19 protein-coding genes and 1 pseudogene are annotated in these 26,066 nt (G+C 62.8%); 13 read left to right on the plus strand and 7 right to left on the minus strand.

The window, feature by feature from the left end:
• Window positions 1–42: 42 nt before the first annotated feature.
• Entirely contained in the window at window positions 43–237 is a 195-nt protein-coding gene (locus AC3WJP_RS09515) for a helix-turn-helix domain-containing protein (RefSeq protein WP_493720662.1), read from the minus strand.
• A 50-nt stretch (window positions 238–287) separates the two neighbouring features.
• On the opposite strand from AC3WJP_RS09515, the gene AC3WJP_RS09520 reads away from it, so the two are divergent.
• The 8 genes from AC3WJP_RS09520 to AC3WJP_RS09555 all read left to right on the plus strand — a co-directional run bounded on the left by AC3WJP_RS09520 (window position 288) and on the right by AC3WJP_RS09555 (window position 13,258).
• Window positions 288–668 carry an aldehyde dehydrogenase family protein gene (locus AC3WJP_RS09520; protein ID WP_493720874.1) on the plus strand — a complete coding sequence of 127 codons (381 nt, stop codon included), beginning with the start codon at window positions 288–290 and terminating at the stop codon, window positions 666–668.
• A 155-nt stretch (window positions 669–823) separates the two neighbouring features.
• Window positions 824–2,131 (plus strand): MFS transporter, encoded by a 1,308-nt coding sequence (locus AC3WJP_RS09525; RefSeq protein WP_493720663.1) that lies wholly within the window; start codon window positions 824–826, stop codon window positions 2,129–2,131.
• A gap of 239 nt (window positions 2,132–2,370) precedes the next feature.
• Entirely contained in the window at window positions 2,371–4,026 is a 1,656-nt protein-coding gene (locus AC3WJP_RS09530) for a methyl-accepting chemotaxis protein (RefSeq protein ID WP_493720875.1), read from the plus strand.
• A 150-nt stretch (window positions 4,027–4,176) separates the two neighbouring features.
• On the plus strand, window positions 4,177–4,914 hold the full coding sequence (locus AC3WJP_RS09535; protein ID WP_493720664.1) for a gluconate 2-dehydrogenase subunit 3 family protein: 738 nt from the start codon (window positions 4,177–4,179) through the stop codon (window positions 4,912–4,914).
• Between the two features lie 2 nt (window positions 4,915–4,916).
• On the plus strand, window positions 4,917–6,692 hold the full coding sequence (locus AC3WJP_RS09540; protein ID WP_493720665.1) for a GMC family oxidoreductase: 1,776 nt from the start codon (window positions 4,917–4,919) through the stop codon (window positions 6,690–6,692).
• 10 nt (window positions 6,693–6,702) lie between these two features.
• On the plus strand, window positions 6,703–8,058 hold the full coding sequence (locus tag AC3WJP_RS09545; RefSeq protein WP_493720666.1) for a c-type cytochrome: 1,356 nt from the start codon (window positions 6,703–6,705) through the stop codon (window positions 8,056–8,058).
• Between the two features lie 365 nt (window positions 8,059–8,423).
• Entirely contained in the window at window positions 8,424–12,395 is a 3,972-nt protein-coding gene (locus tag AC3WJP_RS09550; RefSeq protein ID WP_493720667.1) for an autotransporter domain-containing protein, read from the plus strand.
• A gap of 35 nt (window positions 12,396–12,430) precedes the next feature.
• Window positions 12,431–13,258 carry an alpha/beta hydrolase gene (locus AC3WJP_RS09555; protein ID WP_493720668.1) on the plus strand — a complete coding sequence of 276 codons (828 nt, stop codon included), beginning with the start codon at window positions 12,431–12,433 and terminating at the stop codon, window positions 13,256–13,258.
• 231 nt (window positions 13,259–13,489) lie between these two features.
• On the opposite strand, the gene AC3WJP_RS09560 is transcribed toward AC3WJP_RS09555, so the two are convergent.
• From AC3WJP_RS09560 to AC3WJP_RS09585, 6 genes and pseudogenes are all read right to left on the minus strand, one after another.
• Window positions 13,490–15,883, minus strand: coding sequence for a TonB-dependent siderophore receptor (locus AC3WJP_RS09560; RefSeq protein ID WP_493720669.1), 2,394 nt, complete (start codon window positions 15,881–15,883; stop codon window positions 13,490–13,492).
• Window positions 15,884–15,958: 75 nt separating this feature from the next.
• Window positions 15,959–16,894, minus strand: coding sequence for a FecR domain-containing protein (locus AC3WJP_RS09565; protein WP_493720670.1), 936 nt, complete (start codon window positions 16,892–16,894; stop codon window positions 15,959–15,961).
• A gap of 14 nt (window positions 16,895–16,908) precedes the next feature.
• Window positions 16,909–17,412 carry a sigma-70 family RNA polymerase sigma factor gene (locus AC3WJP_RS09570; protein ID WP_493720671.1) on the minus strand — a complete coding sequence of 168 codons (504 nt, stop codon included), beginning with the start codon at window positions 17,410–17,412 and terminating at the stop codon, window positions 16,909–16,911.
• 246 nt (window positions 17,413–17,658) lie between these two features.
• Window positions 17,659–17,766 (minus strand): annotated as a pseudogene (locus AC3WJP_RS09575) (short-chain dehydrogenase); the annotation flags it as partial.
• A gap of 180 nt (window positions 17,767–17,946) precedes the next feature.
• Window positions 17,947–19,014 (minus strand): maleylacetate reductase, encoded by a 1,068-nt coding sequence (locus AC3WJP_RS09580; protein WP_493720672.1) that lies wholly within the window; start codon window positions 19,012–19,014, stop codon window positions 17,947–17,949.
• An 89-nt stretch (window positions 19,015–19,103) separates the two neighbouring features.
• Window positions 19,104–19,928: a dioxygenase gene (locus tag AC3WJP_RS09585; RefSeq protein WP_493720673.1), complete on the minus strand. Its 825-nt coding sequence runs from the start codon at window positions 19,926–19,928 to the stop codon at window positions 19,104–19,106.
• 172 nt (window positions 19,929–20,100) lie between these two features.
• On the opposite strand from AC3WJP_RS09585, the gene AC3WJP_RS09590 reads away from it, so the two are divergent.
• The 5 genes from AC3WJP_RS09590 (at window position 20,101) to AC3WJP_RS09610 (ending at window position 26,059) form a co-directional block, all read left to right on the plus strand.
• Entirely contained in the window at window positions 20,101–21,015 is a 915-nt protein-coding gene (locus AC3WJP_RS09590) for a LysR family transcriptional regulator (RefSeq protein ID WP_493720674.1), read from the plus strand.
• Between the two features lie 182 nt (window positions 21,016–21,197).
• Complete coding sequence (locus AC3WJP_RS09595; protein WP_493720876.1) at window positions 21,198–22,553, plus strand: carbohydrate porin; 1,356 nt, start codon at window positions 21,198–21,200, stop codon at window positions 22,551–22,553.
• Between the two features lie 177 nt (window positions 22,554–22,730).
• Window positions 22,731–24,164: a sugar porter family MFS transporter gene (locus AC3WJP_RS09600; protein WP_493720675.1), complete on the plus strand. Its 1,434-nt coding sequence runs from the start codon at window positions 22,731–22,733 to the stop codon at window positions 24,162–24,164.
• A gap of 78 nt (window positions 24,165–24,242) precedes the next feature.
• The gene (locus tag AC3WJP_RS09605) at window positions 24,243–25,139 is read left to right on the plus strand and encodes an intradiol ring-cleavage dioxygenase (protein ID WP_493720676.1); all 897 of its coding nucleotides are present in this window, start codon (window positions 24,243–24,245) and stop codon (window positions 25,137–25,139) included.
• A 44-nt stretch (window positions 25,140–25,183) separates the two neighbouring features.
• Window positions 25,184–26,059 carry a sugar phosphate isomerase/epimerase family protein gene (locus tag AC3WJP_RS09610; RefSeq protein WP_493720677.1) on the plus strand — a complete coding sequence of 292 codons (876 nt, stop codon included), beginning with the start codon at window positions 25,184–25,186 and terminating at the stop codon, window positions 26,057–26,059.
• Window positions 26,060–26,066 lie beyond the last annotated feature (7 nt).

Consider the following 26,066-nt stretch of genomic DNA (forward strand, 5'->3'; position numbering starts at 1 on the left):
TAGCCTGCCTCCTTCGCCCGATGTTCGCTGCCGCAAGACCTGTTACGACAACAAGCGTTGATCGTCACGCAAGCACACCAACCTGGGATTGGCGCGAATTCTACGCTGCAGGGTCGAGCGGCTGATGCCCAACTGCTCCGCGGCAAGCGAAACGTTCCCCTGGGTACTGCGCAAGGCTTGCATGATGCCCTGTTCCTCCCGGTAGAACAGGTCCGCCCGAAAGCGGCGGCACGCCATCAGCTGCTCCAGGTCCTGGTGAGTCGCGCAGGGATGTCATCAGCACCCGCCTGGAAACCCGCGAGTCTGGCTATTTTGTGCAGCCAACCCTGCTGGTAGGTACTTCCCCGGACATGACCGTCATGCGCGAGGAGATATTCGGGCCTGTGCTGTGCGTGACGTCGTTTGGCGATGAAGGTCTGCAAGCGCTCGCGAGGCAGGCGAACGACACGCCTTTCGGCTTGAGCGCCAGTGTGTGGACCCGGAACTTGGCCACTGCTCATACCATGGCCAAGCTGATCAAGGCGGGGAGTGTCTGGGTCAATGCCCACCATGGTTTCGATCCGGCGCTGCCGTTCGGCGGCTTCAAACAGTCCGGATTTGGCCGAGAGCAGGGGGCGGAGGCGATCCATACCTTCACGGAAGTGAAGGCGGTTAGCATGACCTTGTGAGGCAACAAGGCTTACAGCCCGATAGCCGTACGAGAGCCGCCGAACAACTTTCATCCCATAAGCAAAACCGCATCCCCTATCAGCATTTCGCAGTCCCGCCGTGCTTCAGGATGGTTACCGTAGTTGTTCGCATACAACAACAAACGGTAATAGCTATGCAATTAGGTTGGTATTCGGCACTCACGCCGCAAGAGAAGCGCACCTATTGGGCCTGCTTCGGGGGTTTTACCCTCGATTCAATGGACTCGACTATTTACGCGCTGATGATGCCGGTACTTATGACGGTCCTGAGTTTCAGCAAATCCGACGCCGGCTTGCTGGGCTCGGTGTCTTTGATCGGCAGCGCTTTGGGCGGTTGGGGGGCCGGCTTGCTGGCAGACCGTTTCGGGCGTGTACGGGTGATGCAGGGCACCGTCTTGTGGGTGGCGACCTTCACCTGCATGGCGGGGCTGTGCAGCAGCTTCTGGCAATTCCTGCCAGTGCGTTTCCTGCAGGGGATCGGCTACGGCGGCGAAGCAGTGGTCGGCGCGGTGCTGATCAGTGAAGTGATCGCCCCAGCCCTGCGCGGCCGCGTGGCAGCATCGGTGCAAAGCGGCTATGCCGTGGGTTATGCCATTTCGCTCGGGCTGATGCCGGTGGTGTTCAACTGGCTGCCCGAGCACATCGCCTGGCGCGCGTTCTTTGCCATCGGCCTGCTGCCAGCGCTGTTGATCTGGTTCATTCGCCGGTTGGTGCCCGAGTCGCAAGCCTTCACCCTCGCCAGCCAGCAACGCAAGAAATTCGACCTGCGCATTATCTTCAGCGCCGAGCACCGGCGCGTGACGTTGATCAGCACCATCCTCGCCAGCGGTATATTCGGCGGCGCCTACATCATGATCACCTGGCTGCCGACCTACATGCGCCTGGTGCTCAATCTGCCGATCGCGTCGACGTCGGCCTACCTGGCGGTGAATATCATCGGGTCGCTGCTGGGGCCTTTCATTTACGGGCGCATCAGCGACCGCATCGGCCGCGGGCGGGCGTTCATGGCGTTTCTGCTGTGCCAGGCGCTGGTGGTGGCGGTGTACATGTTCGCTGCGGTCGACATGACGGTATTGCTCGGCCTTGGCCTGCTGCTCGGCGCCTTCCAGGGTGGCTTGGCCTCTGGCCTGCCGGTGGCGTTCTCGGAGCTCTATCCCACGCGCATTCGAGCCAACGGTGCGGGCTTCTGTACCAGCTTTGGTCGTGGTTTCGGTTCGGTCATGCCCGCAGCCGTGGGTTTTGCGTCGGCGAGCATGGGGTTGGCGGCGGCCATGGGGACGTTCGCGATCGTCTCCTATGGGATCGCTTTCGTTGCCGCGCTTTGCCTGCCCAATGCCACTGGCGTACAGATGACTGACGACCATCCGGCGACGCTCAAACCCGCACCCATGAGCGGGCAACGCGATCACATTGGAGCGACTGCGCAAGACAGTCCCAGCTAATTCACGATCCTGAGTTTTTCTTCATCTTGATAAAATAATGGCAATATGCCGCAGCTGAATGGTTTCAGTCTCGGCAGTTGTGCCATCGGTACTAAATCTGAACTTCTATTACTGCGGTTATTAACCATTCAGTACATAAAAATATCGTTAAAGTGCCTTCACCTTTAGTCGATAGGTCACTAACCATTTGGCCGATCATAGGAAATGCGCTGGTGAAACTGACCGTTAAATCAAAGTTGATGTGCTTGGGCATAGTTCCAGCATTGTTATTTGCAGTCATTCTCAGCGGTCTTGCCGCGTGGATGCTCCAGCGCAGTGCGGCGCAGGAAATGCAAGACACCCGCACCCGACTGGTCGAACGCAACCGCGAAGTATTGAAGAACTTCGTCGAAGTTGCACTTTCCACTATCAAGCCTATTTACGATGCCTCGGCGCCTGGCGATCTGGCGGCCCGCGACAAGGCACTGGAACTGCTCAAGGCGATGAAGTACGGCGAAGAGGGTTACTTCTTCGGCTACGATACCAAGGGCGTTCGGGTCTTTCGCGGCGACAGCACGGCTGGCATCGGCAATAGCTTCTGGGACAGCCGCGACGCTGACGGCAGCTACCACTACCGGACCTTTGTCGAAGTGGCCCGCAACGGCAAACACTACATCGACTACGCCGCGCCCAAGCCTGGCGATGAAAGCGTGCAGGTGCCGAAGCTGGGCTACACCCTCCTGCTGGACAAGTGGGATCTGGTGCTGGGCAGTGCCATCAACATGGACGATATCGACGCCACCATGTTGCTGGAACAGCAGGCTGTGCAGGCGCGTACCAAGGACATTCTCTCCGGCATCGTGATCGTCACCCTGATCCTGCTGTTGATGACCGCCGCCGCGGGCGTGGTCATCGCCAATGGGGTGGTACGCCCGCTGCGCACCCTCAAGGGCAACCTGGACGACATCGCCGCCGGCGACGGTGACCTGACCCACCGTCTGCACATCACCAGCAGCGACGAACTTGGCGACCTGGCCGCCTCCTTCAACCGCTTCGTCGACAAGATCCACGCCATGGTGCGCCAGGTCGCGCAGATGACCACCGAACTCGGCGGCCTGGTCCAGCAGGCCACCCAGCAGACCCTGCGCTCCGAGCAGGCGATGCAGCGCCAGCGCGAAGAGACGGACCAGGTGGCCACCGCCATCAACGAGATGTCCTCGGCCGCCCAGGAAGTAGCCTCGAGCGCCCAGCGCGCCGCCGAAGCCGCCGACCAGACCGACCAGCAAGGCCATGCCGCGCGCAAGGTGGTCGGCAGCAGCATCACCGGCATGAACGCGCTGGTCAGCGACATTCGCCTCAGCGGCACCAGCCTCGACAGCCTGCAGCAGGATGTGCGCGCCATCGTCTCGGTGCTCGACGTGATCCGCTCGATCGCCGAGCAGACCAACCTGCTGGCCCTCAACGCCGCCATCGAAGCGGCCCGCGCCGGTGAAGCCGGCCGCGGCTTCGCCGTGGTTGCCGACGAAGTGCGCGCGCTAGCCAGCCGCACCCAGCAAAGCACCAGCGAAATCCAGGGCATGATTACCCGTCTGGAAACCGGTACCCAAGCCTCGGTCGAGGCCATGCGCCGCTCTACCGACGCTGGCCAGCAGGCCAACGAGCAGACCAACCAGGTCGGCAGCTCGCTGGACTCCATCTCCGGCCTGATCGGCACCATCAACTCGATGAACGCGCAGATCGCCAGCGCCGCCGAAGAGCAAACCTCGGTGGCCGAAGAGATCAACCGCAGCGTGCACCAGATTGCCGGCGCGGTAGAGAACCTGGCCGAGCAGACCGAACAGAGCGCCCGCACCATGCAGGACGTTTCGCGGGTGGGCAGCAGCCTCAGCAGCCTGGTCGGCCAATTCAAGATTTGACCCGCATGACGGGCGCCACCAGGAGATGGTGGTGCCTGACATACAGCCTGCCCATGACCAGGGTCCATTCGACCCCCTTGGCGCAGGCGCCCGCCATAACAATAAAAGCCCGCAACACCACCGTGTTCAGACCCTTAGAGTGAGAGAACGATGTCCGATGATGACGCTATCCCTGCGCGTCGCGAGTTTCTGCGCAAGTCGTTGACGCTGATTCCCGTGGTAACCCTGGCCAGCACTGGCCTTGGCAGCCAGGCCTTTGCCCAGACGCCCTCCGACCAGCCTGCCGCCGCCGTGGCGATGCCGGCCGGCGACTACAAACCGAGCTTCTTCACCCCCCAGGAGTGGGCCTTCGTGGTCGCCGCCTGCGACCGCTTGATTCCCGCCGACCACGTCGGCCCGGGCGCGGTGGAGCTGGGCGTGCCGGAGTTCCTCGACCGCCACCTGCAAACCCCTTACGCCAACGGCGCCATCTGGTACATGCAGGGCCCGTTCATCGAAGCCCCGGCCGAGTTCGGCTACCAGGGCCGGCTGAACTTGCGCGAACTGATCCGCATCGGCATCAAGGCCATGGACGCCAGCTGCCAGAAGCAGTTCGCCGGCAAGGTGTTCGCCGAGCTGTCCCACGGTGATCAGGAAGCGCTGCTCAAGGCCGCCGAGGGCGGCAAGCTGGAGCTCGAAGGCATCTCGTCGAAGACCTTCTTCGCCAACCTGCTCAATGAAGTGCGCAACGGCTACTTTGCCGACCCGTCCTACGGCGGCAACAAGAACATGGGCGCGTGGAAGATGATCGGCTATCCCGGCATGCGCGCCGACTACATGGACTGGATCACGGTGCGCGACAAGCCGTATCCGCTACCACCCGTGGATCTGTCCGGGAAGAGGGGTTGAGCATGGCCAACGCAAAAGCAAAAGTGGACGCCGTGATCGTCGGCATGGGCTGGACCGGCGCGATTCTCGCCAAGGAGCTCACCGACGCCGGCCTGCATGTAGTGGCGCTGGAACGCGGCGCAGACCGTGATACGCAGCCGGATTTCGCCTACCCCAAGGTGGTCGACGAACTGGAAGGCTCAGTGCACCGTCGCTACCTGCAAAGCCTGGGACAGGAAACCGTCACCGTCCGCCACAACGTCACCAGTACCGCCGTGCCGTATCGGCAGATGGGCTCGTTCAAGCCCGGCACCGGCGTCGGTGGCGCCGGCAGCCACTGGTCGGGCTGCCATTTCCGCGCGCTGCCGGAAGATTTCAAGCTGCGCAGCAATGTCGAGCAGCGCTACGGCAAGAGCTTCATCCCCAGCGACATGAGCATCCAGGACTTCCCCGTCAGCTACGAAGACCTGGAACCGCATTTCGACCACTTCGAGTACGTGTGTGGTACCTCCGGCAAGGGCGGCATCATCCAGGGCGTCAAGCAGCCCGGCGGCAACCCGTTCGAAGGCTCGCGCTCCCGTGAATTCCCCCTGGGCCCGAACCCCGATTACCTTGGCGCGCAGATGTTCTACGGTGCGGCGCGCGAGATGGGCTGGGACCCTTATCCGATTCCCGCTTCCAATGCTTCGGCGCCTTACGTCAACCCGTACGGATGCCAAATGGGCCCCTGCAACGCCTGCGGTTTCTGCAGCGACTACGGCTGCCTGAACTACTCCAAGGCCAGCCCCAACATCAGCATTCTGCCGGTACTGCGCCAGCGCAAGAACTTCGAGCTGCGCACCCACGCCCAGGTGCTCAAGGTCAACCTCGACAGCGATGGCAAGAAGGCCACCGGCGTCACCTACCTGGATGCTCAAGGCCGTGAGGTGGAGCAGCAGGCCGACCTGGTGCTGCTGTGCGCGTTCTCGCTGTACAACGTGCACCTGATGCTGCTGTCCGGTATCGGCAAGCCCTACGACCCGCAAACCGGGCAGGGCACCATCGGCCGCAACTATTCGTACCAGAACCTCAACCGCGTGGTGCTGTTCTTCGACAAGGACGTGCAGGCCAACCAGTTCATCGGCATCGGCGGCGCCGGCACCACCATGGACAACCTCAACGGCAACCAACTGGACAACGGCAAGGCCGGTTTCGTCGGTGGCGGCATCATCTGGGCGCGCCAACCGGGCGCCGGGCCGGTGCGCGGCATCAACGTGCCGCCGGGCACGCCGAACTGGGGCACCGCGTGGAAACAGGCGGCCAGCGACAGCTTCCGTCACTCGTTCTATTTCGAAGTGCAGGGTGCGTGCATGTCGTACCAGCAGCACTACCTGAGCCTCGATCCGACCTACAAGGACGCCTTCGGCCGGCCATTGCTGCGCATGACCTTCGATTGGCACGACAACGAGGTCAAGGCCTCGCAATTCCTGGTCGGCAAGGCCATGGAAATGTCGAAGATCCTCAACCCCACGGCGCTGTCGGGCGATGCCAAGAAGCCAGGCGAGCACTACAACATCACCAAGTACCAGAGCACCCACACTTGCGGTGGCGCGATCATGGGCAACGACCCGAAGACCTCGGCGCTCAACCGCTACCTGCAGTCGTGGGACGTGCACAACGTGTTCGCCATCGGCGCCAACGCCTTCCCGCAGAACAACGGCTACAACCCGACCGGCATGGTCGGCGCGCTGGCGTACTGGTCGGCCAAGGCGATTCGCGAGCAGTACCTGAAAAACCCCGGCCCGCTGGTTCAGGCATAAGGAGACGGCGATGAAAAAGTTATTCCTGAGCCTGCTCAGCCTGGCCCTGCTGGTAGTGGTCTTGGCCCTGGCGTTCGCGCTGTGGCCCACCAGCACCCGTGAAGTCGCGGCACCGGTCGCCGCTGACCAGGCGGCATTGGTCGAGCGCGGTCGCTATCTGGCCGACGCGGGCGACTGCACCGCGTGCCATACCGTCAAGGGCGGCCAGCCGTTCGCCGGCGGGCTGCCGATCGCTTCACCCATTGGCACGCTCTACAGCACCAACATCACGCCGGACAAGGCCACGGGCATCGGCAACTACACCTTGAACGACTTTGACCGCGCGTTGCGTCACGGCATCGCCGCCAATGGCAGCAGCCTGTACCCGGCGATGCCGTACCCGGCCTATGCACGCATCGGCGACAGTGACTTGCAGGCGCTGTATGCGTACTTCATGCACGGCGTGGCGGCGGTGGATGCGGGCAACCGCGCCAACGACGTACCGTGGCCGTTGTCGATGCGCTGGCCGCTGGCGATCTGGCGCAAGGTGTTCGCGCCGGCTCCGGATGCCGTGGCGTTCAAGTCCGAGCGCTACCCGAACGCCGAGGTGGCGCGCGGTGCCTACCTGGTGCAGGGCCTGGGGCATTGCGGCAGTTGCCACACGCCACGGGCGTTGACCTTGCAGGAGAAGGCACTGGATGAGTCGGGGCCGGAGTTTCTCTCCGGCGGCCCGGTGATCGATGGCTGGCTGGCGGTCAACCTGCGTGGCAACACCGCCGACGGCCTGGGCCAGTGGAGCAACGAGGACATCGTCGCCACCCTGCGCAGCGCCCGTAACGCCAGTCATGCGGTATTGGGCGGGGCGATGAGCGACGTGGTGGTGCACAGCACCCAGCACCTCAGCGACGCCGACCTGCAAGCCGTGGCCGCGTACCTCAAGACCTTGCCGGCCAGTGCCCACCAGGTTTCGAGTTTCCAGGCCGACCCGGCCACCGCCAAGGCGCTCGCCGCCGGCCAGGAAGGCAGTCGCGGCGCCGAGTTGTACATCGACAACTGCGCCGCTTGCCACCGCACCAATGGCATGGGTGACGCGCGGGTGTTCCCACGCATCGCGGGCAACTCGTCGGTGCTGTCGCAAGACCCGGTGTCGATGATTCGCCTGGTGCTGGACGGCAGTCGTTTGCCTTCTACCGGCGCCGCGCCGTCGGACCTGGGCATGCCGGGCTTCGCCTGGCGCATGTCGGATCAGGAGGTGGCGCAGTTGCTGACCTTCATCCGCAACAGCTGGGGTAACCAGGCACCTGCGGCAAGCGCCGAGCAGGTCAAGGCAGTGCGGGCCAGTCTGGAAAAAGAGGCGTCGGCGCGTATCGATATCGCCAAGCCGTAGCACCGCCAGCGGGTATCGCGCTGATCGGATGACCACTGGCACTGAAGCAGCGCGTTCCCTGGCCCGCCGTTTCAGATCGCTGACAAGCCCCTAGACGCAAGTCCAGGGGCTTTTGTCTGATAGGCCTTTGCCTTCTATGAATCGGCCCCATTGCAAAGCCAATGGGTTCAGCATGCTGGCAATGCGCCGCTCGGCAGAAAAGTGCACAGAACGACCAGTCTCCCTCCAGTAAAGCGAAAGTCGGCCGACCCAATGGAATGTCAACGGGCCTGAAACTTCCAACCGGCCGTGACGCCCCCATTGCCGGCAAAAGAAGTGCTGCAAGGCCGCTCAAGCCGATAAGGAAAATCAAAGGAGCGTTGTACGTGAATAAATCCATCTACCGGCTTGTGTGGAATCACAGCGTGGGAGCTTTGCAGGTGGCTTCTGAGTTGGCCAAGGCACGGGGCCGTTGTGGCGGCGGTAAAGCCGCAGCGCCGGCGCTAAACCGTGCGGCCAGGCGCGTGGCGTGGCCGCTGGCGATGCTGGCGGCGTGTGTGGCCGGGAGCGCGATGGCGGTGCCCGCGGGAGCCTACGGAACGGCCGGCAACGGCGGCACCGTCGGCACCAACGGCACGGCCTCGAGCGACGCTGCGACGATGGGCGGCGCCGCTGGTGCCGGGGCTGACGGCGGCAACGGCGGTACTGCCTTGGTTTCGCCACAGGGAAGCTACAGCAGCCTCGACATGTTGACCGGCGGCAGCGGCGGCAGCGGTGGCGCCGGCGGCACGGGGGGCAGTGGCTACTCAGGTTCCAACGGAACCGCCACGGCGAGCACATCGGGCGGTGCGGGCGGCAATGGCGGTCTCGGCGGGCTGGGCGGCATAGGCCTGGACGCTAGCGATGTGACGCTGGACAACAGCGCCGGTGTCAGCGGCGGCAGCGGTGGCATTGGCGGCAATGGCCAAGCCGGCGGCGCCGGGGGCAATAGCTATTCGTACCAGAACCTCACATCCGCCGTGGCCGGCGATGGCGCTGCGGGTGGGCTCGGAGCGGGCGCCGGTGCCGGTGGGACGGGCATCAACCTCATTCGCAGCACCCTGACCAACAGCGCCGATGTTTTGGGTGGCGCGGGTGGTAGTGGCGGCACGGGAGGGAACGGCGGCGGTGGGGGCTATGCCTACAGTGACGCCTATAACAATAGCTCCACAGCGGACCAGGCGGTCGTGGGCGGCAAGGGTGGCAGCGCAGGCGCCGGTGGCGCCGGTGGCGCTGGCGGCTCTGGCGTGGTTGCCAACGACAGCTCGGTGACCAACAGCGCGCAGATCAGCGGCGGATCGGGCGGTACCGGTGGCGCTGGGGGTACCGGAGGCGCCACGAGCACGGTCTATTACGATAGCTACCTGGGCAGTAACAGCGCGGTTGGAAATATTTCGGTCACCGGTGGCAATGCCGGCAATGGGGGCGCCGGTGGTCTGGGAGGGGCCGGGGGGGCGGCGGTGTCGGGTCATGCCGTTGACCTGCTGAATAACGGCACACTCACCGGCGGGGCCGGGGGCAACGGTGGTCGCGGTGGCAACGCTGGCGGCACCAGCATCACCTACCTGTTCAGGGATTACTACTCCAATACCAACCTGACGTATAGCAACACGGTCCTGGGCAGTGCCGGCGGCTCGGGTGGCGCAGGCGGCGCGGGTGCAGCAGCGGGCGCCGGGCTTGCGGTCAGCAGTGCAAACGTCACCAATGGGTTGGCAATCATCGGCGGCAACGGTGGCGATGGCGGCGCCGGCGGTAGTGGCAGCAACGCCGGGGCTGCCTACCTTGAGAATTACTACAGCACCAGCGGCTCGACCAGCATAACCAGCGGTTCGGGCGGCAATGGTGGCGCCGGTGGCAATGGTGGCGCCGGTGGCAATGGTGGCGATGGCGGCGCGGGCGTTATCGCCACGGCCTCGCAAGTCACCAACAGCGGTTCTATCGCTGGCGGCAACGGCGGCATCGGCGGTGCGGGCGGCGCGGCCGCTAATGGCGGCTACGTTTACAACTACTATGGCAGCGGGGTCGCCAACATCAGCACCAGTGGCAATGGCGGTAATGGCGGCAACGGCGGCAGTGGGGGCACCGGCGGCGCTGGCGTGGTCGCCAATGCCTCTACGCTGATCAACACCGGCTCCATCATCGGCGGCAACGGCGGCACTGGCAGTACGGGTGGCGCGGGGGGCCAAGCCGGCCAGTTCTACAACTACAACAATGGATCCAGCAACGGCACCGCTGGCACCGCGGGCCTCCACGGCAGCAGCGGCACCTACGGCTTTGGCGGCGTAGGCGTTCAGGCCACTGGCAACACCACGATCTACAACGCGGGGCTTATCGCTGGCGGTTTCGCCGACAACGGTAACGGCGTCCAGGCCAACGCCATCGAACTCAGCAACGGCGGCAACAAGCTCGTCCTCGAAAACGGCTCCAACATCCAGGGCAACGTGGTCAGCCTCAACGGCAGCGACACCCTGGCACTGGGCGGCGACACCACCGCGCAAGGTGGCAACCTGTTCGACCTCGCCAGCGTCAACGGGCAGTACCAGGGCTTCAGCACCTACACCAAAGAAGGCTTGAGCAACTGGCTGCTGCAAGGCATCGACGCCGTGGGTGAAACCTGGAACGTGCTCGCCGGCAGCCTGACCCTGGACCACAACACCGAGCTGCTGGGCGGCGTCAACGTCAGCGGCGGCACCTTCGTGCTCAGCGACGCCAGTCAGGTTGATGGCACCGTCGCGGTCGCCCAAGGCGGTACGCTGCAGGGTGCCAACGCCATTCTGGCCGGCGCGCTGAACAACGCCGGTAACCTCAATCTGGGCGGTGGCACGTCCGCGATGAATACCCTGACCACCGGCAGCTTTATCCAGACCAGCAGCGGTACCCTGACCGTGCGTGCCCTGAGCGGCAACCAGTTCGACAAGCTGGTGGTCAGCGGCAGCGCGCAGCTCGCCGGTACCCTGGCCGTGGACGTCAGCCAGGGCAACAGTCTGGCACTGGGCAACACCCTGACGCCGGTGATCAGCGCCAACGCCATCACGGGCCGATTCGCGACGGTCAGCGACAACAGCCTGCTGTTCAACTTCACGCCGACCTACACCAGCACCACGGTGGGCATGAACGTGGTGTCGGCCGCTGTGGTCGAGCCGGGCGCGCCAACGCCGAGCGCGCCTGTCCCGAGCGCGCCTGCCCCGAGCGTGCCAACCCCGAGTGTGCAAACGACCGTCAGCAGCGTACTGGCCAACAACAATCAGTTCGGCCTGCGCGCTGCCCGGGTGCTCGACGCTACCTTCGCCAGCGCTCCCAACGGGCGCCTGGCAAGCTACTTCGTACCGCTGACCACCACCGGCCAGGTCTCGCGCGCGGTCAGCGAAACCCTGCCGGCGCCGAACGCCTCGACCACCGCAGCCAGCACCGCGATCGCCAGCATGAACCAGGTCATCAAGGCACGCAGCGACCTGATGCGCGGCCTGGCCTCGGGTGAAGGCTTCGTCAGCGATGGCCACGTCTGGCTCAAGCCTTTCGGTTCCTGGGCACGCCAGGACGGTAGCGACGGCGGCGCCGACATGAAAGCCTCGGTCGGCGGCCTCGCTGTGGGCGCCGACGGCAAGCGCAACGACAACCTGACCCTAGGTGCCGCGTTCGTCTACGCCAACGTCAACAGCCACAACACCGGCGATGCGCCGCGCCAGTCGCTGGACACCGACGTGTTCCAGTTGATCGGCTACGGCAGCTACCAGTTGGACCCGATCACGGCGCTCAACTTCCAGCTCGATGGCGGCCAGAACCGTAACGACGGCAAGCGTGACATCAGCTTCGCCGGCCTGCAGGCCAAGTCCAAGTACTCCAGTTGGACCGCTCACGCCGGCACCTCGGTGGACCGCACCTATACCTTGGCGCCCAAGACCCGCGTGACCCCGTCGATACGCGCCGACTACACCTGGATCAAAGACGACAGCTACACCGAAAAAGGCGCCGACGCGCTGAACCTGCAGAGCAAGTCGCGCAGCACCGACTCGTTGATCCTCGGGGTCGATGGCAAGGTGGCGCATGATGTGAGCGACAAGCTCACCGTGAGCCTGAACGCGGGGGTCGGCTACGATTTCCTCGCCGACCGCAACTCGATCACCACCACCTACGCCGGCGCACCTGGCGCGGGCTTCACCACCTACGGCAACGCGGCCCAGCATTGGATCGGCCGTGGCGGCGTGGGCGCGGCCTATAAGGTCAACGAGCGGGTGCAGGTGGGTGTGCGCTACGATGCCGAAGCGCGCAAGTCGTTCAGCAACCAGACGGCCTCGGCCGAGGTGCGCTGGGCCTTTTGATGGTAGGGCGCGGTTGTTTTTTAAGGAGATGAGCCGTGCCCAACAGCCTGCTTGCCACTGTCGCCCTGTGCTGCACCCTGCTCCTGCAGGGTTGCAGCAGCCTGCCGGACCTCGATGCTCGCGTGCAACGCGCGAGCGACGTGGCGGCGGGGCAGGGGTGGCGGGCGCAAGTGCTGCATACCTCGACCTTCACCCTGCAAGCCTGGGTGCCCAGCAAACCTGCCACCGGCACTGTGCTGACCCTGTACGTCGAAGGCGATGGCCTGGCTTGGTTCGATAGCTCCACCCCCTCGGATGACCCGACCCCCACGCAGCCCATGGTCTTGGCCATGGCCGTTGCGCAGCCGTTGGGAGACGCGGTCTATCTGGCCCGGCCCTGCCAGTACACCCTCAAGGCAGATGCTCGCTGCGAGAGCGCCTACTGGACCGACAAGCGCTTCAGTGGCGAAGTGCTGGATGCCATGGATCAAGCGATCAACTCCCTGAAACAGCAACGTCATGCGCAAAGCGTGGTCTTGGTGGGCTATTCCGGCGGCGCCGCGATCACCGCGTTATTGGCCGAACGACGGCGGGATGTCAGGGCCTGGATCACCGTGGCGGGCAATGTCGATATACAAGCCTGGGCGCGCTTTCATCGGGTGACGCCGTTGGCGGGGTCGCTGGATCCCATGGCCGCGATCGCTCGCCTGCGCGATCTGCCGCAATGGCATTTTGTCGGTAGCGATGACAGGGTCGTGCCGCCGGCACTGGTGAGGGGTTTTACCGGGCAGATGCGCCATGCCCAGGTGATCGAGCGCGCCGGGTATTCCCATGGCTGCTGTTGGGCGCGGGATTGGGGGGCGGTGTATCCAACGCTGAAATGATCCTGGGCTCTAGGTGATGAGCATCCGCGGATTGGCTCTGATTTTTTCTACCCGATGGCCTCGATGCCGGAGCTTTCCGGCCGCGCCCGTCGTTCCTGGTAAGCGTCGCCATTGAGGCCCTTGCACCGGCGATCAGCCAGTGCAAGAGACGCGACTGCCGAATCGAGCGCCTGACGCCAGTAGTGGTTGCGCACGTACGGCGACAGTCTCTCGAAGGTGAACTTCGCTTGTTCAGTTCTGATACCGCAACGTCACCGCGAAATTACGTGGATCACCGTAATAATTCCCCAGGTTCACGTCATAGATCGAGGAGTAGTACGTCTTGTCGAACACGTTGTTGATGTTCAACTGAACGCTGAGGTTCTGGTTGATCCGGTACTGAGTATTCAGGTTGACCAGGTTATAGGCACCCTGCGTTACCGCGTTGCGATATATCCTGCTCTGGTGATACAGATCCCCACCCACTCGCCAGTCGTCGAACGCGCCGGGCAATTGATAGATGGTCGCCAGTTTGAACAGGCGCTGGGGTGAGGTATCGGTCGCGTAGTCCTGGCCTTTCTTGGTGCCCGCCACATATTCCGCGTGGCTGTAGGTATAGCCGCTCATGACGTTCCAGCCCGGCAGCACTTCTCCGCTGACCTCTGCTTCGAAACCACGCGAGCGTACCTTGCCGCCTTCTTCATAACAGGTCGATGCGCGGCTCGGCCCGCACACGCGCAAGGTGCCGGCCACCGCCTCGGGCATATGACTTTGGTCGACTTCGAACAGCGCGAAACTGGTGTTGAGGCGATTGTCGAACAGGCTTTGTTTCAGGCCGATTTCGTAGTTTTCGCCGGTAATGGGATTCAACAGGCTGTTGTCGACCCCGTAGTTGCTCTGCAGACGATAGATATCTGTGTAGCTGGCATAGACCGAGGTGGTCGGGGTGAGGTCGTACACGATCCCCGCGTAGGGAATGACCTTATTGTTTTCCTTGTAGACGTTGCTGCCATCATCGTAGTCGACCCAGCTCAGGCGGCTACCTAGAATCAGGTGCAGGTCGTCCACCGGATTCAACCGTGTCGCGGCGTACAGGCCCTTGTCCTTGCGCAGGGTGCGATAGCGAATACGGTCGTAGGCGTAGGTCGGCAGCGGCAGTTGCGACGCGCTGTAATCAAGGATATCGACCACCGCCGAGTTGTTGTTGTAACGCGAATCGTTGATGAACCGGTCGCGCCGCGCGGTGGTGCCGAACACCAGTTCATGCTTGCGGCCAAAAGCGCTGAAGGCGCCGTTCAAGGCCATGTCCAGGTTGATCTGCTCGTCGTCGTACTTGGTGTCGTTGGTGTACAGCCGCATCTGGTCGTTGCCCATGTTGTAGCCATAGGCCCCGAGGAAATCGGCGTTCGACCAATTGAGCATGCCGTTGACCGTCAGGCTCCAATCTTCGTTGAAACGGTGCTTCACATCGCCGAACACCGTGCGGTTGATCTTGTTCAAGTGCATCCAGTCGGTGGCGAACGAGGTTGATCGGGCGAAGGGATAAAAGCTGCCATCGGTGCGCGTCGGCAGGCCGCCCCAGTCGTAGCCACCGTGGTAATCCTTCTGCAAGACCGTGCCCAGGCTGACCGTGGTGTCTTCGCTGAGGTCCGCTTCAGCGATGGCGTAAAACAGCTGATTATCCTTGTCGGCCTTGTCGACGGAGCTGTTGCCGGTGTTGTACATCAGCACCGTGCGGCCACGGAGGGTGCCCTGGTCGTTGAGAGGGCCGCCGACGTCGATCTGCGCGCGATAGGTTTCCCAGGACCCGGCGCCCACTTCAGCCTTGAGCTGATAGGTATCCGTAGGACGCTTGCGCACCATGTTGATGGCGGCCGAGGGGTTGCCCGCGCCTTGCAGCAGGCCGTTGGCGCCACGCACGATTTCCACGCGGTCGTAGATAGCCATGTTGTTGACCGAAGTCACGTCCATGGAATAGCTCTCGGAAATGCTGCTCGGCACACCGTCGTACTGCAGGTCGTTGACCTGGAAGCCGCGCGAGAAATAGCGCGAGCGTTCGCTGCCGAAATCCTTGGCGGTGCGCACCCCGGTGGTCGCCTTGGCGACGTCTTCGAGGGATTGCATGTTCTGATCGTCCATCTGCTGGCGGGTGATCACGCTGACTGATTGCGGCGTCTCTTTTTGCGACATTGGCAACTTGGTCGCCGTGCGGCTGGGCCCAGCGGTATAGCGGCCGCTGCCTTCGGTGGTTTCGTCGTTCACAGAGGTGCTGGAAATCACGCTGGTGTCCAGAGTGACTGCGGCGCTGTCGGCCGAGCGCTTGATCAGGCCGTACACCCGGTCCTGCAGACGCACCGCCTGCAGATTCGAACCGGCGAGCACTTGAGCCAGGGCGGCTTCGACGTTGAAGTCACCGGTCACGCCCGGCGAGCGCAGGCCTTGCGTCAGCTCGGGCGTGTATTGCACCGTTACCTGCGCCTCGGCGCTGAAATTGGCGAGGGCTTGCGCCAGGCTGGCGGCGGCGATGCTGTAGTGCTGCGGCGCGTCGAGGGTGGCCGCCAGGGTAGCGGGCGACGCCGCCAGTAACGCAAGCGTCAGCAGTGAGATGGCCAGGGGGGTGCCAGCGCGGTGTTCAGTCGGGATCATCGAACGAGGTGTCCTGTAGTTATGGCAGATTCATATCTAAGGACTGACGAGCCGGAAAAAGCGGCCAAAAAAGCTTCATGCGCGGCCGATAGTGACCCAATACCGCGTGCGGTAGCTCACCCGCACTGGCAAGGTGGTGGGCAGCGCGGCGAGAATCGCATCGCTGTTGTCCAACTGAAAACCGCCGCTGATGCGCAACCCGGCGACGCTCGGATCACAGCGCAGCACGCCGATACGGTAACGCCCCAATTCCCGCGCGAAGTCTGCCAGCGGCAGGTCGTCGGCAACCAGTCGACCCCTTGTCCAACCGCTGAGCTGCGCCGGCGCGGGTTGCAGCGGGCCGAAGCCGTGGCGATCGAACCGTACCATGTGGCCTGCCTCGACGATCTGGAAATCAGCGTGGTGCGGCGTCGCCATGACCCGTCCCTCCAGTACCGCCAGCTGCGTACCGGCGTCGAACTGGCGCACGTTGAATTGCGTCCCCAGTGGCTCCATCACCCCATCGGCGCTGGTCACACGCAGCGGGCGATGCTGGCTGGCACTGCGGTCGGTGCCACTGACGATGAATATTTCGCCCCGCACCAGTTGGATCAAGCGCCGTGTCGCGTCGAAGCGCACATCGATAGCGCTGTCGGTGTTGAGGCTCACCACACTGCCATCGGCAAGCGTCACTTGCTGGCGCTCGCCGACACCGGTGCGATAATCGGCGGCCCAGCCCTGGGCGGCTCCACAGCGATAGCCCAGGTAACCAACCGGTAGCGTCACGGCCAGCACCAGCAGCGTCTTGAGCGCCTGGCGCCGTTCACGGTTGAGGGTGCCCATTGCCAGCGCTGGCGGCAGGGCGCCCAGTTGCTGCTGTACCCGTTGCACTCGCTGCCAGGCACGTTCGTGATCGGGATGCGCGGCGCGCCATTGGCTGCAGGCGTGCTGCTGCGCAGAGCCAGGCGGTAGCCCATGCAGGCGCATCATCCACTCGGCCGCTTGCCGCGCAACGGCGCGGCTGATTGGCAAGTCAGGGGGCCCCATCAGCTATCGCCCTCGAGCAGGATGCAGGCTTCAAAGGCACAGACCATGTGCCGCCGCACCGTGCGCTCGCTGATACTTAGCTGCTGGGCAATTTGCGCGTAGGTCAGGCCATCGAGTTGAGCGTGCAAAAACACCGTGCGCACTATCGGTTTCAAGCGATCCAGCAAGCGGTCCAGTTGCAGCAGGGTTTCACGCAACAACCACTGCTGCTCGGGGGAAATGGCTAGCGGCTCGGGCAGCAGGGCCAGGGTGTCGAGGTAGGCCTGCTCCAGTGATACGCGGCGCAAATGGTCATAGACCAGGCGTCGCCCGACGGTGGCCAGGTAAGCGCGTGGCCGTTCGAATTCTGTGCGTTCATTGCCTTTGCAGCGGGCCACGAGCAGGCGCAGGAAAGTATCCTGCGCCAGGTCCGCGGCCTGGCTGGAACAGCCGAGGCGGCGGTATAGCCAACCTTTAAGCCAGCCGTGGTGCCGCGCATACAACAACCCGAGATCCTTGCTCATGGCCTGCCCCGCAATAGAAACGCGCAAGATAATTGATAAGCATTCTCAAATCAATGTCTTGGTCCTTCTATCACGAAGCTGGCCTGCCGAGCGCCGAGAACTAAGAGCGACCAGTGCGGCGTGCAACCCCATCGCCAGGTTCAGGCGCCGAGCAGGCCGCAATGCTGCGAGAACGGCAGCAGCATCGTCGGCCCCCGATTCAGGTGGCATGTCGGCGTGCGCCACCGCAAAAGTGGGCGGCTCCTGCAGGCTCAACGCGTGGTCAGGGCGCGGGGCGGTGGCTTCACTGCAGCCGATCAAGCCTTGTTCGAGGTCGATTACGGTGCCAGTCATCATTCCCGACTCGCGCGACAAGCCGGAGTGCTGCGTCAGCTGCTTGCAGAACGGAAAATCATGGCGCGCGTCGACCTGCAGGTCGATGCGCGCCATGTGTTCATGCATATCCCGCGATATCGGCAGGTTGGAAAACCGGGCCTATGGCCTCGTCACCGCTGCAGATCGAGGCGTCGCTCAATATGCCCTGCGCAGCGCAGGTCACCGCGGACGGGTGCCTTCGTAGGCATCCTGCAGCAGCTGGCGAATTGCCGTGGCTTCGATCGGGCGCGGGTTCCAGTAGGGGTTGGACAGCGCGATGTCGGTGGCGCGGTCGAGGTCGGCTTCGGTCAGGCCCAGGTCTTTGAGGCGGGTTGGCGCGCCCAGCGAGCTGGACAGGTCGAACAGCGCTGCGGCCGGGCTGGCGTTCTCGGCGCCGAGCGCGCGCTTGATACGCTCAAGATGTGGTGCCGCCGTCTGGTTGTAGGCAATGGCGTGGGGCAGCACGATGGTATGGGTCTGGGCGTGGGGCAGGTTGAAGCTTCCGCCCAGGGTGTGGCACAGCTTGTGGTGCAGGGCCATGCCGACGTTGCCCAGGACGGTGCCGCATAGCCACGCGCCATACAGGCAATCGCCTCGGGCATCGAGGTCTTCGGGGTTGCGATGGATGCTGCGCATGCCCTGCGCCAGGGCACGGATGCCTTCCTCGGCCATCAATGACATCACGGGGTTGCCATCCTGCGCATACAGACCTTCTGCGGCGTGGGCGATGGCGTTCATGCCGCTGGTGATCGACATGTCCAGTGGCAGGCTCAGGGTCAGCTCAGGGTCGTAGATCACGGTTTTGGGCAGCACGCGGGGGTCTTTGCCGGTGCGCTTGAGGCCGTTTTCGGTGAGGCCGAACACCGGTGTCATTTCGGAGCCCGCATAGGTAGTCGGGATCGCCAGGATCGGCAAGCCGGAATCCATGGCAATGGCCTTGCCCAGGCCGGTGGTAGAGCCGCCGCCAATCGCCACGGCGCAATCGGCGCCCAGTTTGCGCGCCACTTCACGGGCCTCGCGTGCGGTTTCGATGGGCACGTGCATTACCGCTTTATCGAAGATATCGGCGGCGCGGCCGCCTAGCAGGCTGGCAACGTGTTCCGCTTGGGCGCGTTGCTCCGGGGTGCAAAGCACCAGTGCGCGGTGAGCGCCAAGACGATCGATTTCCGCTTCCAGTTGCTTCAGTGAGCCTTTGCCGAAGATGACGCGTGAGGGCTGGCCGTTATAGACGAAGTCGGGTGTGGACATGGGAGTGTTCTCCTGTGGCATGGCGGGATAGGGCTGCGCTTCAAGCCTGGCCATCGGCGCGGTGGTCGGTAGCAGTCATCCGTAAAGCATCATTCGTGTGCCAGGACAAAATCGAACGACAGTGTGTGAAAGGGTTCAAGGCTCGGCGTGCCATCGGGCGCGGTGCCGGCGGGGTGTGGCTGCCACTCGGCGACCAGCGAGGCACGCACGCCAAACAGTGCATCCTTTGCCAGGTGCGGGTCGCCTTCGCGGAACACCAGGGTCGCCAACGGCCGAAAACCGGCCGCGCCGATCACGAATTCCAGATGCGCGGGACGCCAGGCGGGGCGATCCAGCGCAGCCAGCATCCAATCGACTGGCCCCTCGGCAACAACGCGCTGGCTACGGGGCAGGCTGGTGCGAAAGCGAAAATGGCCATGGGCGTCGGCCTGCAATAGAGCCGGGCCAGCGTCGCTGAAGCCTGAGGCACTGACCTGCAAGGTGGCATAGGGCACAGGGCTGGCATGGCTGTCGCGAACGATGCCCTGCACCCAACCTTTGGGGCCGGGCTGCCCAGGGGTGATATCTGCTCCCAGGTCGAACATTTGAGCCCGCAGAGCAGGGCGGCCCTCTATGGCGGCGGCCTCGGTACAGCCTGCGGGACGCTTGCGGTTCTGCGCCAGCACCAGTGTGGTCAGGCCCAAGGCATGGGAAAGCAATGCCACCTCAGAGTGCTGGGAAGTGCTGGCCGCCGCGGCTTGCTCTAGAAACACCACTGCGTTTCGCCACTCCTGCTCGCTAAGCTGGATGTCTCGAGCGAAGGCGTGCAGATGTTGCACGAGGCTGGTCATGACTTCGCTCAAGCGCGCATCGCTGGCGTCGCGATGCGTGGCCAACACCGCTTGGGTGATGGTGGTTTCGTCCAGGTTGCGCATGGTTACTCCCGATCTTTTTATAACTGTACAGGGGCGCCGGCACTCGCACGTTGCCAGACGCGGGCACTTCTCAGCCTGTAGCGCCGCACGTTATAGTTCCGCAGAGTGTTATAAAAGACCGCTTGTGGAATTCTTTATTTCACCTGTGAAAAAATAAGAAAAGGAGTGCACCATGGATCGCCTTACCGAACTGGAGTTGTTCGTGTTGACCGCAGAAGTTGGTACCTTGAGCAAGGCTGCGGAAATACTGGGTTTGTCCAACGCCGCCGCGAGCCGGCATCTGGTCGCCCTCGAGCAGCGCCTCAACGTACGCTTGATCGACCGCAATACTCGACGCTTGGCGCTGACCCACTCCGGCCACCAGTTCTATACCAGCTGCAAAAGCCTGTTGGGTGAGTTGAAGGAAGCCGAGGCATCGCTCAGCGAGTCGCTGGTCCAGCCTGTTGGTACGCTGACCATCACTTCGTCGATTTCCTTCTGCATGTTGCATATTGCGCCGTTGATTCCTGCGTTTCGCAAGCTGTACCCGCACATCAACATCAAGGTGCTAGGAGAGAACCGCTATTTCGACATCATTGACAGCGAGATCGACCTAGCCATCCGCACCAAGGAATACGAGCCCGATTCCAACATCACCATTCGCCGCCTGGCCGAAACCCGCCGGGTGTTGGCGGCTTCACCGGGCTATCTGCAGCGCAAGGGTACGCCACGCAGCATCGAAGATCTGGCAAGCCATGACTTGCTGATCTACAGCCACGCCAACCAGCCAAGGGTGATGCGCTTTACCCGGGACGGTGAAGAGATCGCCTACAAGGCCGAGCCCATCCTGGAGACCAACGACGGGCAGATCGTACGGGCTGCCGCGCTCGCCGGCGGCGGTATCCTGGTGCAGCCCAAGTACATCATCAACGCGGACCTGGTGGCGGGGCGCCTGATTCCCGTGCTCGATGACTGGGATCTGCCGCGGCTGACCATCAACATGGCCTTTCAGAGCCGCCGCTATATGCCGACCAAACTGCGAGTATTCATTGATTTTCTATTGGCGCAATTCAATGAACATCAATACGAACGTTATTGGACGCGTTAGTCAGTTTTCCACCACCGAAATACACTTTTATATTTTTCAAGGGTAGTGCCTGAACGGGGCGGCCCCTATGATCCGCCTCGCAGTTCAGGTCTATTGCCCGCACTCGGCGGTCTATTGAAGGTAATGACTCGGGCCGTTCCAAGGGCGCTTCTGCGCGCCTGCGCGTTTTAATAATACTTACAATAAGGAAACGTCTTCCCATGAAAAACTTTGCCAAGAGCACGGTTGCGGCCAGCCTTTGCCTGCTGCTTCCCGGTTTCGCCCATGCCGATAACAGCGCATTTTCCAGTGACTCGCGTTGGGCGACCGGGGACTGGGGTGGCGTACGCAGCAGATGGCTCGACCAAGGTATCGATGTGCAACTGAGCTACACCGGCGAGATGGCTGCCAACGCCCATGGCGGCTATGACAAGGACCACACAGCCCGCTGGACCGAGCAGTACGCCGTCGGCCTGAACGCCGACCTGCAGAAGTTGCTGGGCTGGGACAACTCTCAGTTCCAGCTGACCATCACTGAGCGTGACGGGCGCAACCTGACCAACGACCGTATCGCCGACCCGCGTGTGGGTGGCTATTCGTCTTCACAGGAAGTCTACGGCCGGGGCCAGACCTGGCGCCTGACCGAAATGTGGTGGAGCAAGGCCTGGCTCGATGGCGCGCTGGACATCAAGGCCGGCCGTTTCGACGAAGGCTCTGACTTCAACAGCTTCCCTTGCGACTTTCAAAGCACGCCATTCTGTGGTGCTCAGGCCGCCAACTGGATTGGCGACATCTGGTACAACTGGCCTGTCAGCCAATGGGCCACGCGGGTTCGCTATCAGTTCGCGCCCCAGTGGTATGCCCAGGTCGGTGTCTTCGAACAGAACCCTTCGTACTTGGAAACCGGTAATGGGTTCAAGCTCAGCGGCAGTGGCGCCAAGGGCATGATCATTCCCGCAGAACTGGTGTGGAGCCCGAAACCGGGCGGATTGCCGGGCGAGTATCGCTTCGGTTACTACAAAAGTACCGCCAACGCCAACGACGTGCTGGACGACCGCAACGGCAACCCGCAGCCCGTCAGCGGTGGGGCATTCGCCCAGCATTCCAGTCGCCATGGGTATTGGTTGGTGGCTCAGCAGCAGCTGACCGCTCGTGACGGCGATCCCCTGCGCGGGCTATCGGTGTTCGCCAACCTCACCGCTCACGACAAGGCCACCAGCCAGGTTGACCATTTCATCCAGGCGGGGATCGTCTACAAGGGCCTGTTCGATGATCGGCCGAAGGACGCGCTGGGGATCGGTATCGCCGAGGTCCATACCAACCCGGCCTTTCGCAAGCGTGCCGAACTGGCCAACCAGCAAAGCGGCATCAACGACTACAGCGATCCGGGCTACGTACCAGTACAGCGCAATGAGATCAGCAGCGAGATCTACTACGGCGTGCACGTCACCAACTGGCTGACCGTTCGCCCGAACCTGCAATACGTGAAAAACCCGGGCGGTGTGCATGAAGTCGATGCCGCGCTGATCGCTGGCCTGAAGCTGCAAGCCAAGTTCTAAAGCGGCCGCAAGGTATCACCGGAGCGCTGCCACAGGGTCATGGACAACCCCGTGGTGGCAACTCCGGTTTTCCATCAGGCGGAAAACACATTTGCCGATCAAGCATTTGTTTTCCGTTTCATTGGCAGTAATCTCACTCCCACTGAGCGTACATACAATTTCAATAAGGTTGACCTCATGTCCAGTTCTCCGACCGCTGTCAGTGCTTCGGCAAAGATTCTTTGGCGCATCGCCGCCATCACTACCATGGGCTCGTTGGGTTTCGGTTATGACACAGGTGTCATTTCCGGCGCGCTGCCGTTCATGACGCTCGATGCCGCACAGGGTGGCCTGGGGTTGACCCCTGTTTCCGAGGGCCTGGTGGCCTCGGCGCTGATCTTCGGTGGCGCCTTCGGTGCCTTGTTCGCTGGCCAGCTCTCCGACCGCTACGGCCGCCTGGGGGTCCTCAAGGGCCTGGCCCTGCTGTTTGCCTTGGGTGCGCTGGGTACCGCCTGCGCCCCCGACCTGACCATCATGGTCATTACCCGTTTCATTCTCGGTATCGCCGTGGGCGGTGCATCCTCCACCGTACCTGTGTTGATCGCCGAGCTGGCGGCACCCCGGCACCGCGGACGGCTGGTGTGCCAGAGCGAACTGATGATCGTCTCCGGCCAATGCCTGGCCTACGTTGCCAGCGCCGGCCTGGCTCACCTGTTCGACAGCCCGATCATCTGGCGCTACATGCTGGCGATCGCCCTGATCCCGGCGGTACTCCTGTACATCGGCATGTACTTCGTGCCCACCTCGCCGCGCTGGCTGGTGAGCAAAGGCCGCATCGCCGAAGCCAAGACCACCCTGACCGGTATCCGCGATACGCAGCGCGAAGTCGACCAGGAAATGCGCGAAATGATTGCCCAGCACAAGGTCGAGCAGAAGCACTCGGGTGCCTGGAGCAAACTGAAGCAGCCGTGGATGCTCAAGTTGTTGGGTATCGGTATCGGCCTGGGCTTCGTCATCCAGTTCACCGGTGTCAACGCCTTCATGTACTACACCCCGATGATCCTCAAGGAAACCGGCATGGGTACCAACGCCGCACTCATCGCAACCATCGGCAACGGCGTGGTGTCTGTGCTGGCGACCTTGGTCGGCATGTGGCTGATCAACCGCATGGGCCGTCGCACGATGCTGCTGATGGGCCTGACTGTGGTGGTATTCGCGCAGATCTTCCTGGGCGGCGTAGTGAACTTTCTGCCCCACACCCTTATGCAGAGCTACCTCGCGCTCGGCGGTGTGCTGTTGTTCCTGTTCTTCATGCAGATGTGCATCGGCCCGGTCTACTGGCTGCTGATGTCCGAGCTGTTCCCCACCCATGCACGGGGGTTGATGAATGGCATCGCGGTGGGCGTATTCTGGATATTCAACGCCATCGTCGCCATGGTTTTCCCGATCCTGCTGAGCGTGCTGGGCGGCATGACCTTCTTTCTGTTCGCGGTCATCAACATCGGCTCGATCCTGTTCTGCACCCTGTGGTTGCCTGAAACCAAGGGCTTGAGCCTCGAAGAGATCGAAACACTGATGGAGCAGCGCCTCAGCGGCGGCAAGCGCGTGGCTGGCGAAGCCAGGGCTTATTGAGCAGCGCCGCGGCAGACGCCGGCGGATGGCCAACTGGCCGCGCCGAATTTCACGAATAAAAAGCAAGGAGTACACGCGATGACTGCGCATCTGGATGCCGAAACGCCAATTGGCGGCCTGTTCGAGGAAGAACGCTCCGCCGAGATCGTCAATGCTCGTATCACCGAGGCGGCCAGCCCACGGTTAAAGGAAGTGATGTCGGTATTGACTCGCCACCTGCACGCGGCGGTCAAGGAAATCGAACCCACCCATGAAGAATGGTTCGCGGCCATTGATTTCCTCACCAAGACCGGCCAGATGTGCACCGACTGGCGCCAGGAATACATTCTGCTCTCGGACGTGCTGGGGGTGACCATGCTGGTGGATGCGATCAACCATCGCCGTCCCAGCGGCGCCACACCCAACACCATCCTGGGTCCTTTCTACGTGGCCGATGCGCCGCGGTACGAGAATGGCGCCAACATCTGCCTTGACGGCAAGGGTGAGCCCACCCTGGTCAGCGGCCGCGTGCTGGATACCGAGGGCCGACCCATCGCCGGCGCGACGCTGGACATCTGGCAGACCAACGACGACGGCTTCTACGACGTACAGCAGAAGGGTGTGCAGCCGCAGTACAACTTGCGCGGCCTGTTCACCAGCGATGCCGACGGCTTCTATGCGTTTCGCACCGTCAAGCCGCGGCACTACCCGATCCCGGCCGATGGCCCGGTGGGCAAGCTGCTTGGCAGCCTGGGGCGCCATCCCAACCGAGCGGCGCATCTGCACTTTATCGTCACCGCCCCGGGTTATGACCAGGTCATCACCCACATCTTCACGCCGGATTGCCCGTACCTGCACGAAGACACAGTCTTCGGCGTCAAGAAAGAACTGATCGCCCAGTTCACCACCCAGACCGACCCGGCCGTAGCCGAACGCTACGACCTGGAGGTGCCGTTTTTAGCGGTGAATTGGGATTTTGTCCTGACCCCAAACTGATATACCGAACATCCGCTGTTCAACTACTTCCAGAAGTGAAAGTCATGTCCGATAAAAACAAAGTTGAGTTACTGGCTGCGTACTGGACCCTGGCGGGCGACACCTACCCCGGTGCGCCGAGCGAAATCAGTCCGTTTTCCCTGCAGGCGCGCGCCGAAGCGGCGGCAAAGGCAGGCTGGCGCGGCATGGGGTTGGTCTACCAAGACCTGCAGCACAACGTCGCCAAGCTCGGCCTGCCGACCATGCGCAGTATTTTCAAGGACAATGGCATCAAGCACCTAGAGGTCGAGTTCCTCACCGACTGGCACCTGGACGGGGTAGTACGCGATGTGTCCGATCGCATTCGTGACGAACTGCTGGAGATTGCCGGTGAACTGGGCGCGCGCAACCTGAAGGTAGCCGGCGGCCTGTTCGAGGAAGGCCCGCCCGACGTGGCGCGGATGCGTGACACCTTCGCCGTGCTGTGCGACCGCGCCCAGCCCTACAACGTCAACGTGGTGATCGAGTTCCTGCCGTTTTCCAGTGTCGACACCATCGACCGCGCGATCGCCGTCACCGAGGGCGTGCGCCCCAATGGTGGTGTACTGGTAGATACCTGGCATGTCGCCCGTGGAGGCATGAGTTTCGACGAGATCGCCAAACTACCGCTGGAACTGGTCAAGTCCATCGAACTGGACGACGCCAACCACACCATCGTCGAATCGCTGTTCAATGATTCGACCCACCATCGTAAATTCTGCGGCGATGGCCAGTTGGATGTTCCAGAGTTCATTCAGCAAATCGTCGATATCGGTTATCGCGGGCCATGGGGCGTTGAACTGATCAGCGCCGAATGCCGCAAGTTGCCATTGGAGGTGGCCGCCAAGCGCGCCTTCGATACCACCTTGGCCCAGTTTGAAAACATCAAGTTTCCGGCATGACCCGCTG

It is taken from the genome of Pseudomonas sp. GW821-FHT01A09 (assembly GCF_058986725.1).